Origin of the sequence: Marinobacter nauticus ATCC 49840, from assembly GCF_000284615.1 — a bacterium.
Taxonomy (GTDB): domain Bacteria; phylum Pseudomonadota; class Gammaproteobacteria; order Pseudomonadales; family Oleiphilaceae; genus Marinobacter; species Marinobacter nauticus.
Genome location: NC_017067.1, coordinates 2,750,564 through 2,764,439 on the forward strand (window position 1 = coordinate 2,750,564; position 13,876 = coordinate 2,764,439).

Genomic DNA, 13,876 nt, shown 5'->3' on the forward strand with positions numbered 1-13,876 from the left:
GAGTTAGCTGTCCCGGAACTATCAGGCCAACCCAAGCATTCTGCGAAGCGTACTGTCCCGGTCGATCAAGTGATGCTTCAACGCCCCCAGCGCATGAACGCCGGCCAGGACGACAATCGCCCAGGTGCTCCAGTAATGGATGGCTCCCGCCGTATCTTCGAGGCCTTTCACCTGGCCTGTCACCGATGGCACCTGAAACCAGCCGAACACATGGATCGCAGAGCCGTCAGCCGTTGAAATCAGATAGCCACTGATCATGGCGACAAAGATCAACAGATACAGCGCCACATGCGCCAGGTGAGCAGAAACCACCTCCCAGCGCTGGTGATTGGGCAAAGGCCTGGGCGGCGGGCTTAACAGCCGCCAGACCAGTCTGAGCACCATCGCCATGAACAGGAGAATACCCACGCTGCGGTGGATGTCCGGCCCCTGTCGGTACCAGGGATCATAATAAGAGAGATCGACCATCCAGAAGCCCAGGGCAAACAGCCCGATAATGGTGGCGGCCACCAGCCAATGCAGCAGGATTGCCACCCACCCGTATGCGTCTTCTGAATTCTTTGCCTGCATAAAAACAATCGCCTCCGTTGCTGATGTGGACCCAAACGGCTTTTCCACGTCCTCCAGATAAGATCAGCATAGTCTAGAAGGACAGAGAGCTGACCAAAATCAAAATGTTTTGCTGGCCTGCATCAGATTTTCTGACCATAGCATCCACGATCCGCAAACACTTGACAGCAACCACTTTGGTCGTATGCGGTTTTACGGATTGTTGAAAATTATGACAGCGATAAACTTTAACCATACTTTTAATCCGCCCCGTCCGGGGCCTCAGTGACCGAGAGGAAACGACATGGAACTTGAATTTGACGAGTCTGTGGTAGTACCCAGCAACAACTGATTTGATACAGACCCGGCTACTGCCGGGTTTTCTTTACCACCGTTTTAATGCCTGAAAGATACAAACTGTTTCGTCTTTTATGCATTAAGTAGTGGTAATGGTTCTTGTTTTTTGGCAACCTTCGACGAATTGATGAGGTAACGCCTGAATTTCAGGCGTCCGTGCCAGGGACACAGGCACAGTGGCTAACAGATTGGCGTGTACTTCAGTACTGCGCCAATGTATTCGTTGAAGGGTACAGACCTGCCTATGTCCCACAATCTTCCCGATTCGCTACCCGCGCCGGAAGTAGACCTGCTTTCCCCCATGCTTAATCAGCAGGGTCAGGTGTGGACAGCGGATTTTCGCGGGCTCAAACTGCGCACCGCCCTTCAGCCGATTTACAGCATTTCCCACAAACGTACCGTCGGTTATGAAGCCCTGATCCGGGCCTTCGATAACGACAATTCAGCTGTTCTGCCTTTGCACCTGTTCGAGCTGCCCGCATCCGAAGCCGAAAATCTGTTGCTGGACAGACTCTGCCGGTACCTGCACATTCGCAACTACAGCGAGATCAAGGATCAGGTCAACTGGCTGTTCCTGAACGTCTCCCCGAGGGTGGTCACCTCTGGCTCTCAATCCGATTCCTTTTTTGGACAATTGCTTGAGAAAACCGGGCTGCCGCCACATCGAATCGTAATGGAAATCGTTGAACAGCCAACCGACGATGCTGAACGGCTACGGGATACCGTTGCCTACTACCGCAAACTGGGGTGTCTGACCGCCATTGACGATTTTGGTGCCGGGCACTCCAATTTCGAGCGCATCTGGAATCTGTCACCGGACATCGTCAAGCTGGACCGTACCCTGCTGACCCGGGCAACCGAAGATCGCCGCGCCAGGCAGATACTGAACGGCATGGTATCCCTGCTGCATCAATCTGGCTGCCTGGTGTTGCTGGAAGGAGTGGAAACCCGGGATCAGGCCATGATTGCCATTGATGCCGGTGTCGACTTTGTACAGGGCTTCTACTTTCGCCGACCCTGCCTGGAACTGGACGAACTGCCCCAAAGCACAATGAATTTCGAGGATTTGCTCGAAGAGTACAAAAGCAGCAAGCAGATTAGCCACGACCCGACCCAACTGGTCGTCAACCATTTCAGCGGGCCTTTCCGGCGGGTGATCGAACGCCTGCAGAAGGGTCTGTCCATGGATCAGGCCTGCTTTGAGCTGCTCAGCCACCACACGGTTTCCCGCTGCTATCTGGTGGACGATCAGGGCGTTCAGCTGGAAGACACTCTGGTTTCCGAGTCCGCCGTTAAAAAGCAGGACCCAAGATTCCGACCACTGGAAAACACCAGCAGTGCAGACTGGTTTCGCCAGCAGTATCTCCGCCAGGCGCTGGCCCAGCCAGAGAACATTCATGTGACCACTCCCTATCTGTGCGTCACTGGCGCCTACATGTGCGTGACCCTGTCACTGGCCTTCCGTCAGGACGGCAAACTCCGGGTACTCTGCTGCGATATTCTTGCCAACGCGGATCACAACCCGTAAACCACCGCAATCACCGCGACCGTTACCAACCCCACCAGCACATTCATGGGCAACCCCACTTTCACGAAATCGGAAAACCGGTAGCCACCAGGACCAAACACCATCATATTGGTCTGATACCCCAATGGCGTGGCGAAGCTGGCGGAGGCTGCCATCATCACTGCAATAACAAAGGGTTCTGCAGGCACCCCCATGCTCCCGGTCATCGACAGCACAACCGGAATCACCAGTACAGCTGCGGCATTGTTCGTGATGACCTCGGTCAGAAACGACACAGCGCAGTATACGAGAAACAGTGTTAGCAGCACCTGGCCTGCACTGAAAGCCAGAATACCCTCGGCCATAAACGCCGCTGCTCCGGTTTCCTCCAATGCCGCTCCCAGCGCAAAGGACGCTGCGATGGTGAGGATGACCGGCACATCCACCGATTTCTGAGCCTGCCCCACCGAGCAGCAGCCGGACAGGATCATCAGAGCGGCTCCCAGTAAGGCGGCGTTGAGCATACTCATCACCCCGCAGGCCGCCAGGCTCACCAACACAAGCAGGATACCCCAGGAAAGCCAGGCCCGGTCATGTCGGGGCGTTTCCGTTTCCAGGTCGTTGATGAGCAGAAAATCCTTGTTGTAGCGCTGACGGCTGACGAAGGCCGGACGCGCCTCCAGCAGCAGGACATCGCCGGGTTTCAGGCGAATGTTGCCGAGGTTGCCTGACACACGCTCGCCGCCCCGGGCCACCGCCAGCACCACGGCGCCGTAACGGTCCCGGAACCTTGCGTCCCGGATGGTCAGGCCCAGCACATCCGATTGCGGAGACAAAGCGGCTTCCACCAACCGCCGCTCGGCACGATCCTGACTGAGACTGGGTTCATCGTCGTGCACCGACGGCACGATGCCATTGATGCGCAACAGGTCTGAGATCGCCTGGGTATCGCCCGCAAACACCAGCCGATCACCGCCACGCAGCCGTTCTTCCGAGGGGACGGCAGTGACCACACTGCCATCCCGCTCGATTTCCACCAGATACAATCGCTCCAGTTCCCGTAAGCCGGCTTCACCCACGGTCCGGCCCACCAGCGGACCTTCAAAGGACACCGCCACTTCCAGCGTGAACTCCCTCATGGAGCCAAACTTCTGCTGATCCTTACGGTCTGGCAGCACCCGCGGCATGACCAGAAGCATGACCGCCAGACCGATAATGGCCACCGGTAAACCAACCGCCGTAATGGAAAAGATCGAGAACCCGGCCTCACCGGTCAGTTGCTGATACTGACCATTAACAACCAGATTGGTGCTGGTGCCAATCAGTGTCAGTGTGCCGCCCAGAATCGCTGAGTAACTCAGCGGAATCATCAACTTGGAGGGTGAAATACCGATCTTCCGGGACCAGGCATGGACGGCGGGAATCATGGTGGCAACCACCGGTGTATTGTTGAGGAAGCCACTCAGCAGGGAAACCGGCAGAGCTATGCGAGCCTGCGCGGAACGGACCGATTTGGGATTGCGAAGCAGATGGTTAACCAGCAGATCGACGCCGCCGGAATGATGAATGCCGGCGGCCACCACAAACATAGCCACCACGGTGATCAAGCCGCTGTTACTGAATCCGGCCAGCGCCTGATCGGCGGAGATGATGCCACTGGCACTGAGCACCACAAGCACCGCCATCATCACCAGATGCGGTGCAAAGCGGCCTGAACTCATCAATAGCAGGGCGGTAAGCGCCAACCCCAGGGAAAACCATCCTTGCCAGTCCATAACTCGGTCTTTTCCGGTTTGAAAACTGGCAGGATAGCGAGGCAAAGCAATTCTGAGAAAGAATAACTATCGATTTTTATAGCTGATTATGGAATATCAAACCGCCACGTCGGCCATGTTTCCGTAAGCTTCCAGCCAGGCCCGGCGATCGGAAGCACGCTTCTTGCCCAGCAGCATGTCCATCCGCTCGTCGGTGTCATCCCCTTCTTCCAGAGTGAGCATAACCAGGCGTCGGGTGTCCGGTGCCATGGTGGTTTCTCTCAACTGTAACGGGTTCATCTCGCCCAGTCCCTTGAAGCGCGTTACCTGAATCTTGCCTTTGCGATTTTCCGCGGCCAGGCGGTCGATGATGCCCTGTTTCTCGTGTTCGTCGAGGGCATAGAAGGTTTCCTTGCCGAGATCCACGCGGTACAGCGGGGGCATTGCCACGAACACGTGCCCGGCCGCCACCAGCGGCCGGAAGTGTTTCACAAACAAAGCGCACAGCAGCGTGGCGATGTGCAGGCCGTCCGAATCCGCATCGGCCAGGATGCAGATCTTGTTATAGCGCAGGCCGGCAAGGTCGTCAGAGCCAGGATCCACACCAATAGCAACGGCAATATCGTGTACTTCCTGGGACGCCAGAATTTCACCCGAGTCCACTTCCCAGGTGTTCAGAATTTTACCCCGCAACGGCATGACTGCCTGGAATTCCCGATCCCTGGCCTGCTTGGCGGAACCTCCGGCGGAATCACCTTCCACCAGGAACAACTCCGATCTCGCGGTATCACCGCCGGAACAGTCCGCCAGCTTGCCGGGCAACGCCGGGCCAGAGGTCACCTTCTTTCTGGCCACTTTTTTGCTCGCCCTCAACCGGCGCTGGGCATTACTGATAAACAGTTCCGCCAGGGCTTCGGCAATGTCGGTGTGCTGGTTCAGCCACAGACTGAAAGCATCTTTCACCACCCCGGAGACGAAGGCAGCGGCTTCCCTTGAAGACAGCCTCTCCTTGGTCTGGCCGGAAAACTGGGGCTCCTGCATCTTGAACGACAGTACATAGGCTACCCGTTCCCAGATGTCCTCGGGCGACAACTTTACCCCCCGGGGCAGCAGGTTTCTGAATTCACAAAACTCCCGCATGGCTTCCAGCAGGCCGGTGCGCAAACCATTGACGTGGGTACCACCCTGGGCAGTGGGAATAAGGTTGACATAACTCTCCAGTACCGCATCACCACCCTCTGGCAGCCACTGGATAGCCCAGTCCACGGCTTCCTTGTTGCCGGAGAAACTGCCGGTGAAGGGTTCAAGCGGCACCGCTTCAATATCGGCCAGAGCCGTTCTCAGGTAATCCCGAAGACCGTCCTCGTAGAACCACTCGTCTTTCTCGCCGGTCTTCTCCTGCAGAAAGGTCACCGTCAGTCCCGGGCAAAGAACCGCCTTGGCACGAAGGTTGTGGCGCAAGCGGCTGACCGAAAAATTGGGACTGTCAAAATATTTGGGGTCGGGCGTGAACTTCAGGCGGGTACCGGTGTTGCGCTTGCCTACGGTATCAACCACTTCCAGCTCGGAGGCTTTGTCACCGTTGGCGAACGTCATCCGATGCACCTGGCCATCCCGCTTGATGGTCACTTCCAGATGCGTGGACAGGGCATTGACCACGGAAACACCTACACCGTGCAGACCACCGGAGAAGTTGTAGTTGCCCTGGGAGAATTTACCACCGGCGTGCAACCGGGAAAGGATAAGCTCCACCCCGGGAAGTCCTTCTTCCTTGTGCAGATCGACCGGCATGCCCCGGCCGTCGTCCTCCACACTCAGGGAATTGTCGCTGTGCAGCACCACATCAATCCGCCGGGCGTGGCCGGCGAGGGCCTCGTCAACGCTGTTATCAATGACTTCCTGAGCCAGGTGGTTGGGCCGCGACGTGTCGGTATACATCCCCGGGCGCTTGCGCACCGGATCAAGACCGCTCAGGACTTCAATGGCATCGGCGTTGTACTGTTGCTCGCTCATAGGAATGGCACGGCTCCGCAAATGATCGTTGCGCCATAGCTTAGGGATTCAGGCTGAAAGATCAACGGTTGTTTTGTGGCGGCGCCAAGTGGTTTCAGTTTTCAAACGTCCGAACCAGTGGCTGCTCAGCCAGGCCCTGCACACGAATCTGCTGCCAGCCCCGAGGCTCAACCGCAAGTACCGCACAGGGCGAGGTGATCACCTGGGCCACCATCATGTCCGGCGCCGGTTCATTCACCCGCATGTCGAGCACCAGACTCTCGCCTTGCGCCAGCGCAGACTGGAGCCCGACGCTGTAACCGGCGGTTGGTTTCTGGCCGAGCGTGACCATCACCAGTGCCTCCCGGCTCAGATCAACCTTGCGCACCACATCCGTGGCCATATTCTGGCCACTCACATCCAGGAGTGCTTCGCGATCGGCCTCCGAACGCACAAACGCCACCCCCGGCCCCGTCAGGCCGCAATAAGCGGACTGGGTAATCTGCCGCACCATGACACCCTCACCCTCGCCGGGACCGCCCGTGGCGCTGCACGCCGCCAGAAGCAGCATCGCAGCGGAGATGATAAATGGTCGAACCAGAGTCCTTTTCATTGAACTGCTTTTACTCCGTCGTTGGTCGAGGGCGCCTGGTCAGGCTGCAGTAATCTGTAACCTTTAAACCCGGGCCTAGGAAGGATATCAGGGTTGGAGGTAGAAATGGTTGGACGCGAGAAACTGGTGGTCATGCGGATATCAGACAGGCTTGACTCATCCGTAATGGAAACGATCTCACGCAAACCCGCAACCGGGTATTCTGCACAGGCTTCTCCAGGCTGGCAGATGAGGCCATCTCCGTCATGGTCTGTTCCGGCCACCAGATAGTAGTCACCCGGACGAACCTCACTCAAACGCCGCGGCTCCTCGCCATCATCAAACTCGAAACGGAAGGGATATTGGCCGGACTCAGCATCCACTACCACCTGGGATTCCGCCAGATAAAACCCGCGTGAATCAGGCTCGGTATTCACCAGCAACACAAAGTGCCGACCGGCATTTCTCGCCTCCTGATCGCTGACTAGTTGGCCAATCGCAGGAATGGACAGAGTCTCCGATGAACTGTTCACCGAATAGGAAATTTCAATAGTGCCCTTTGCCGCCTCTCCAGCCACAAGCCGGTCTCTGAGTAATGCCAGGGTCAGTGAATAGGGTCTCGAATCCAGGTTATCCGTAGTCACCGAAAGCCAGTCCGGGAGAGAACTGACCGAAACACCGGAAATCGCATCATTGCCGAAAACATTGAGATCAACCCTCTGCTGGTCCTGGCCCTCACTGCTCAACGACACCACGGCCGGGGAAGCTGAGAGTACGGTCTGCTCAAAAGTGCTGGAGGCGGCAGAGACTGCTTTGGCAGCGTCAATCACTCCGTAACCCAGAGCATCACTTCGGCTACCGTTATAATCAGTAAGCTGGCCATTTCTAAGCGCCCGGATTACCTGGGCATGGTTAAGATCGGGACTCTCCTCCTTCATCAGGGCCAAAACGCCTGCCACATGGGGCGACGCCATGGAGGTCCCCTGAAGACCAAGATAACCCGCTCGCGGGCCAGTCGCCGTTAGTTCACCGCTGGAGCTCCAGACCACATCCGAGCTGCCATCCAGGTTCCCATCACGACTAGCATCGCCGCCCGGCGCAGCGAGATCAATCCAACTGCCAAAGTTCGAGTAGCCCGCCAGATTGCCGGCGCCATCCACAGCACTGACAGCCAATACGTAGGGCGAAGCCGCTGGATAAGATTTTACTGAGGTTGATGAATTACCTGCGGCGGCAACGAAAAGTACATCCCTCTCAACGCCTTTTTGTAGCGCAGACTCCAACTGGGGAATCTCTGGCAATCCCCCCAGGCTCATATTGACGACATCGACCAGCCCCTCATTAACCACCCAGTTGATTGCCTCAATTAGATCGGAGGCTGAGCCAGTGCCGCCCTCACCCAGCACACGCACCGGGACAATACCTGAGCCAAAGGCGACGCCGCCGATACCGTCTCCATTTATAACAGCGCCGATGGTGCCAGCCACATGGGTGCCATGAAACACGTCACCGCCAATGCTGTTACCGGGATCTGCGGGATTATTGTCATTATCCACGAAGTCCCAACCGGCAACGATGTTGGCATCCAGATCCGGGTGCCATTGGCCAGAATTCAGCCGAAGGATACCCGTATCCAAAACGGCCACATTGACCCCTGCGCCACCTCCATGAACCAGTTGCCATGCCGCCGGCCCGTTGATCAAGCCATAGTGCCACTGACGAGGATAGAAAGGTTCGTTGATGGGGGTGCCTGCCTGCTGACTGCTGAACAGGTAATCCGGCTGCACCTGCGCAAAACCCGGCTTTTGCCGGAGGTTCCGGATCCAGTTCAGGGTTTCATGCTTACGTTGGTTGGCATTGGTAATACGGGATGCCGGGGCCGTTCGGGTTAACAGCCAGCTCTCGCCGCCGAGATGCCTGGGGGCAATGCCCTGCATGGATGCCAGCGCCATCTGCGCGCCCTGATCACCCTCCACTGTGATCAACGCCCGGTCCTCGGCAAATTCGTAATCAGGCCATTGAAAGGAGAGGCCATTCGACGTCATGCTGACAGTCTTGGCGAGGATGTACCTCGCCGGTACAGCGCTTCGGTTCGTAATGCTGACCCTGTAATCGCGAGCCTCCGTAAAGTTCGAAAGAACGACGGAACTGCCAATTGTCGCCGTTTTCACGGGCAGTGAGTCAAGCTGCAGCTCTAGTTCTGGATCGCCCAGGCAGCTACCAAAACTCTGCAATACAAGCGTTTCGCCCGGGGCCAGCGGGACGGTGTAGGTATCGTTGGAATCGGCCGAGTAGAACAACGGCTGGCAAGCGGATTGATTGGCGGGATAGGTTCCACCACTCCCACTGACATAGCCAGCCAGCACGAAGTTTTCGGGGAGTCTCTGAGTCCCAGGTGCAGGGATTGCCCCATCCAGCCCCAGCTGGTCCATCGTGTCCTGATCAACCCGGCTGTTGGCTTCAATACTGATAACCCCGGAAAGCGGACTGGGCGGCGCTATCGGTGAAACGGCATCGGAGCCGCCCGAACCACCGCCACAACCGGTGAGCAATGCCATCCCTGGCACCAGAACAAAAGCAAGAATCGACAATCTCACGGCGTCTCTCTTATTCTTTGTTGAAACTGTTCACAGAGTATACGGCCAGACATCCCTGATCGACCTGTGTCAGACCTTTAAGGGCCCCATGAAAAAACCCGCGGGCCTTGGCATCGCGGGTTCTTTCATAGTACTTCGCTTCTCCTGGCCTTACAAAGCGTAGAAAAGCATGGGCACAAAGGCCACCAGCAGAAGCGTGGGAATCATCACAACCAGCGGCAGCAACAATCTCTCATAGCGGTGCCAGAAGGTGCCGGTACGTTCCGCTGCCAGCACTTCGGTTTCACCCACCACCTGCCGGGTCAGCAGGTGATTCAGGGCAACCGGCGGGCTGAGATAGCCAAGTTCAAATGCCACCAGGCAGACGATCCAGAAATGCAGTGGATCAATGCCAATCTGCAGGGCCGGTTGGGCAATAGTGGCGGAAACCAGTATGACGGCACCGAACGGATCCATCACCATCCCGATCACCGTCAGCATGACCACGATGACCAGCATGGCAATCCAGGGGCTGGTCAGATCCTCCGGGAACAGCGCATGAACAATATCAGAACGCTCAAGAATACCGCCCAGGCAGATCGAGAAACCAATCAGCGCCAGTAGTGCGCCAATGTGCACAGCAGAATCGCTGGCAGCCGCTGTGCTTCGGGAGAAAAACGCACTGGTACGGCTCTGGCCATCGTCACGGCTATTCCGGCCGGCGTCCAGGGCTACCAGCGCCAGCATAACCAGCGGCAGAATCAAAGGCGCACTGTACTCGTTGAATTGAAGCCCCAGGATCGCCCAGATGGCCAGGATCACTGCCGTTGCCGTCAGTGCATAAGGCAACAACGGTCGCAGCTCCATGACGGCCGCGCGGAATGCACCCGGGACCGGCCTTGGTCTCCAGTTGCCTTCGGTCTTACACACCACAAAGGAGAACAGGGTGGCCGACATGATGAACACCCAGAACCCCCATCCATACATTTCGGTGGTGGTCACTTCCTTGTTCAGTGCGGCAACCACCACAATCAGCAGGCAGGGATTGAGCACCACCCCAAGGCTGCCCGACATGGCGGTCGTGGCCAGTGACAATTGACGACCTGCCCCGGCCCGCCGAAGCTCGTCGTAGACAACCCCGCCCACGGCCAGAATGAAAATGCCTGAGGCTCCGGTAAATGCTGTCGGGAAGGCAGTGGCAAAGATAATCACCGAAGCCAGCAAGGGTGCAGGCAGATTGAAGGGCTTCACCAAGTTCAGCAACAGCTCTGGAACCCGGGTCTGTTTGAGCATCATGCCCACCAGCACGTACAGTCCGATGTTGATGAACATGGAGGAAAGGTTCGACATCATGCCGAAGTAGATTGCCAGCCCGGAGGAGTAGCCATCCACAAAGAAAAAATAGCTCATGGCAATGAAGCCCATGGTGCAATACAGCGGCACCACAAGGCCGGAAGCCAGCGCCAGACTGCCCGCCCTCATTCGCTCCGGCACATAGACGAAGCGAAAAGCATTGATGATCATGAACAGCCCGAACACGCCTGCCCAGGCGTACTGCAGGACAATGTTCGCCTCAGACCCCGGAGACTGAGCCAGCCGGCCCATGTAAGCGTTCAATGACAGCACCATCAGGCCGTTGATGACGAACTGCACGCCCTGGCTTAAACGCCACTCCGCCCGATTGCGGGGCAGACGCAAAGCAATGTGGTCGGCATCCATTGCGGCAATGGCGGCAGCCAGAGCAAACATGCCGATAAACAGGAACTTAGTCAGGTCTATGTTATCGAGCAGGAAGTCGGCCAAACCCTGCTCTACAGCCTTGTAGACACCGAGCGCCCAGGTGGCGTGTTTCTGGTTTTCGGCAAACTGCAGGTGGCGCTGCTCACACAGCGCCAGGTTACTCTGCAGGGACTGCCGGATAGCCTGGGGATCCGGCGGGGAACTGAACAGGTCGTCCGGGTCTGGCTTATAGGCCTGGACCCGTCGCTCTACCTCTTTATCAATGTCCATGAAAAGGTTGCAGGTAGGCTCTGTTGCATCCGGATTGAGCAGGTAATAGTTAGGCCAAACCTGCTCGCCGACCCATAGCAACCGGGAGTGGAGCGAGTTGCCCATCCCCAGCAGCAGGGTGGCCAGAAGCAACAGCAGCAGAATCATCCCATGCAACCTGTGCATGGGATACAACGTTCTTACGCCGGTTGCAGTCATTGCGCGCCAGTTCATGGTCAGGCTCTCCGCTTATTCCCGGTTTTCCGCTGTGCACTCGGAGGCGCCGGGATTGCTGGCACATCGGATCTTGCTGAGCAGGCTCAGCATTTTCGGGTGATAAACGTTGGGAGCTCCGTCAACCCCATCGCGCATTTCCAAACGGTTCTGGCGGAACATCTCCTGGTAACCAACGATGTCCTTTTCCGGGATCCGTATCCACTGCTCGTCGGGAATCCCGTTTTCCTGGCTTTTAATCAGATTCATTGCCTGTGGGTACATGCCCCAGGCAACTTCCCGAGCCTTCTGGGCCGTGTCGTCTTCGATCACGCCATCACGGGCAATGATCTGAATGGTCAGCTGGGCGAGCGGGTAGTCGACAATGCCCCCCTTGTCACCGATCCCCTTGTACAGCTCCAGAGCCTGGTAGGCGAACGCAGGCGCATAGGCAGTATCAACCGACCCATTGTTGAACTTGCCAGCAAAGTTGGTGATATCAGAGGGAACCACCGTCGCTTTTACATAGTTCACCATGTGGATGGCGTCTTTCTGGTAGTCCAGGGTGGCAATACGCTTTCCGGCCAGTTCGCCCGCTGTATCAATGCTGCGATCATTCACAAACAGATAACCGGCACCCGCCGGTACAATGCCCAGTACCTCATAGTCACCGTCCTTCATGAGGGACGCGGCCTTGGGCTGTGCCAGGGTGGCCAGCAGGGTTTTCAGGTCGTCGTAACTTGGCAGGGCACCGACGGCACTGATGCTTCCGGTAAAACGATTGAATGGGCGAATACGGATGTCGGTCGCGGCGACGGCATCGCACTGGCCCGCGTTGAAGTCGCCAATGGCCACGCCTTCATCGGTGTAGGGCTTGAGTTGGAAATCTACCCCATGGGCTTTCATTTCCAGAGCGTAGTCCTTGACCATGTTGTAGACGTCGCCGTTAGCGCCGATGACATCAAACACACACATGGAAACCGACTGGGCAGATGCCAGTGGTGCGACAATGGCAAGAGACAAGGCTGCAAGGGATTTGCGAATCATGACGACCTCCGGGTCATTCTTGTGTTTTTGATATTTAAGTCATAGATAACTGAAAGGCCAGCCTCAGAGCAGGCCTTCCAGATCCATGGTTTCAACGTTCTCGGTATTGCGCTCCGGACTCATCTTGCCGAAGAAGGTCCGTGGTGTGCGGTGGCCGTAGTTGGCGCTCCAGTGTTTGTCCGATGCGAACTGGACAATCCTGCGGGCCACTTCGTCCACCAGCCGATATTCCTCCCAAACCTCGATGCGCTCTTCAGCCTCTGCGAATTCCGAAATGGCCTGTGCCAGCACCTGCGGTCGCCCAAAGGTTTCCGCAGCGACTACCTGAACGGCGTAAGAGGCACGGATACCGGACTCAACACTCAGCTCTGCGCTGTTTTCCATCACCTGCCAGGGGTCTGGAGACAGGTCCGGTCGGGTGTCAGGCAACAGTAACCAGACGAGGGCGCGAACGGCGTTGGGCAAACCGCCCCATTTTTCATTATCCACGCACTGGGCGGCACGCTCGGCCTGGGGCGCAATGTTGCGAGGCACACCCGCCAGGGCGCCGGAGTTGGAGTCGTTCACAATGGCCTGCATCCCCGTTAGCAGCCCGAGCAGGAACGTGAGTTCGTCCTGATCACTGAAAAGGAACGGGCATTCCAGAGGTTCGGCCGCCGGGTCAAAATCGTAGGCGGCCATGGCACGCTTGAAGGCTTCGTAGCGGCGCTCAGCGGTGCGCGCGTAGAGTCTTTTGGAGACTTCCCGGGCATCTTTGGCGGCGGGAACATCGCCACGGTATTCCGCCCGCAGATAAGCCAGTTCAGCCTCCCAGGCCCGGTATTCCATGCAATTCGCCGCCAGCAGCATGAGCAGGGAACCGGTTGAATCCGGTGCATCAGTGACTCTCGAAAACGAGTAAACCAGCGGATCCGTGCCCTCACCCAGCGCACAGGCCATGCCCGGATCGGACATCTGCATAACGTAGGGGGTTGCCTCGGACTCCGAGTAGTTCGACAACACGATGCCGGTGGTGGTGTAGATAGGGTTGGCAGAACATCCGGCCAGCAGCAGTACCGAACTTCCCAGCATTGCCTGGCGAACACGAGCCGAGAACCGACGCGCTTGAGAGACCATTGAGGAGATCATAATTCGACCTGTCTGACATTGTTTTTGTATGTAAGGGAGTGCGAGAAATTCTTATCACATTTAATTCTCGTCAATCCGTGAACCAGCTCCGGATACCTCTGGCCAGAGCTCGAACGAGAGCAAGAATGCGAGGAATATTGTCAGACAGAAATGGCTTTATTGCCGAAACCGA

The 13,876-nt window shown here is 57.1% G+C and carries 9 protein-coding genes; 1 reads left to right on the plus strand and 8 read right to left on the minus strand.

All coding sequences use genetic code 11. From position 1 onward, the window contains the following. Window positions 1–21: 21 nt before the first annotated feature. Complete coding sequence (locus MARHY_RS12795) at window positions 22–570, minus strand: cytochrome b (protein ID WP_014422164.1); 549 nt, start codon at window positions 568–570, stop codon at window positions 22–24. 580 nt (window positions 571–1,150) lie between these two features. On the opposite strand from MARHY_RS12795, the gene MARHY_RS12800 reads away from it, so the two are divergent. Beyond that, window positions 1,151–2,434 carry an EAL domain-containing protein gene (locus MARHY_RS12800; protein WP_011786237.1) on the plus strand — a complete coding sequence of 428 codons (1,284 nt, stop codon included), beginning with the start codon at window positions 1,151–1,153 and terminating at the stop codon, window positions 2,432–2,434. Here the strand turns inward: MARHY_RS12800 and MARHY_RS12805 are convergent. The 7 genes from MARHY_RS12805 to MARHY_RS12835 form a co-directional block, all read right to left on the minus strand. Then, window positions 2,422–4,188 carry an SLC13 family permease gene (locus MARHY_RS12805; RefSeq protein ID WP_011786238.1) on the minus strand — a complete coding sequence of 589 codons (1,767 nt, stop codon included), beginning with the start codon at window positions 4,186–4,188 and terminating at the stop codon, window positions 2,422–2,424. The two genes, MARHY_RS12800 and MARHY_RS12805, sit on opposite strands and share 13 nt — an antisense overlap. Window positions 4,189–4,284: 96 nt before the next feature. After that, window positions 4,285–6,180: a DNA topoisomerase IV subunit B gene (gene parE / locus MARHY_RS12810; protein ID WP_011786239.1), complete on the minus strand. Its 1,896-nt coding sequence runs from the start codon at window positions 6,178–6,180 to the stop codon at window positions 4,285–4,287. Between the two features lie 94 nt (window positions 6,181–6,274). After that, window positions 6,275–6,772 carry a protease complex subunit PrcB family protein gene (locus MARHY_RS12815; RefSeq protein WP_014422165.1) on the minus strand — a complete coding sequence of 166 codons (498 nt, stop codon included), beginning with the start codon at window positions 6,770–6,772 and terminating at the stop codon, window positions 6,275–6,277. Continuing rightward, the gene (locus MARHY_RS12820; RefSeq protein WP_014422166.1) at window positions 6,769–9,348 is read right to left on the minus strand and encodes a S8 family serine peptidase; all 2,580 of its coding nucleotides are present in this window, start codon (window positions 9,346–9,348) and stop codon (window positions 6,769–6,771) included. The genes MARHY_RS12815 and MARHY_RS12820 overlap by 4 nt, the downstream gene beginning before the upstream one ends. 150 nt (window positions 9,349–9,498) lie before the next feature. Beyond that, window positions 9,499–11,550 carry a TRAP transporter large permease subunit gene (locus MARHY_RS12825; RefSeq protein ID WP_041654880.1) on the minus strand — a complete coding sequence of 684 codons (2,052 nt, stop codon included), beginning with the start codon at window positions 11,548–11,550 and terminating at the stop codon, window positions 9,499–9,501. A gap of 15 nt (window positions 11,551–11,565) precedes the next feature. Beyond that, the gene (locus tag MARHY_RS12830) at window positions 11,566–12,576 is read right to left on the minus strand and encodes a putative solute-binding protein (RefSeq protein WP_011786243.1); all 1,011 of its coding nucleotides are present in this window, start codon (window positions 12,574–12,576) and stop codon (window positions 11,566–11,568) included. Window positions 12,577–12,639: 63 nt separating this feature from the next. Then, entirely contained in the window at window positions 12,640–13,704 is a 1,065-nt protein-coding gene (locus MARHY_RS12835) for a hypothetical protein (protein ID WP_014422168.1), read from the minus strand. Window positions 13,705–13,876: the final 172 nt, after the last annotated feature.

Coding starts and splice junctions, on each gene's coding strand:
- MARHY_RS12795 (WP_014422164.1), bottom strand. CDS start 570: ATGCAGGCAAAGAATTCAGAAGACGCATACGGGTGGGTGGCAATCCTG.
- MARHY_RS12800 (WP_011786237.1), top strand. CDS start 1,151: ATGTCCCACAATCTTCCCGATTCGCTACCCGCGCCGGAAGTAGACCTG.
- MARHY_RS12805 (WP_011786238.1), bottom strand. CDS start 4,188: ATGGACTGGCAAGGATGGTTTTCCCTGGGGTTGGCGCTTACCGCCCTG.
- parE (WP_011786239.1), bottom strand. CDS start 6,180: ATGAGCGAGCAACAGTACAACGCCGATGCCATTGAAGTCCTGAGCGGT.
- MARHY_RS12815 (WP_014422165.1), bottom strand. CDS start 6,772: ATGAAAAGGACTCTGGTTCGACCATTTATCATCTCCGCTGCGATGCTG.
- MARHY_RS12825 (WP_041654880.1), bottom strand. CDS start 11,550: ATGAACTGGCGCGCAATGACTGCAACCGGCGTAAGAACGTTGTATCCC.
- MARHY_RS12830 (WP_011786243.1), bottom strand. CDS start 12,576: ATGATTCGCAAATCCCTTGCAGCCTTGTCTCTTGCCATTGTCGCACCA.
- MARHY_RS12835 (WP_014422168.1), bottom strand. CDS start 13,704: ATGATCTCCTCAATGGTCTCTCAAGCGCGTCGGTTCTCGGCTCGTGTT.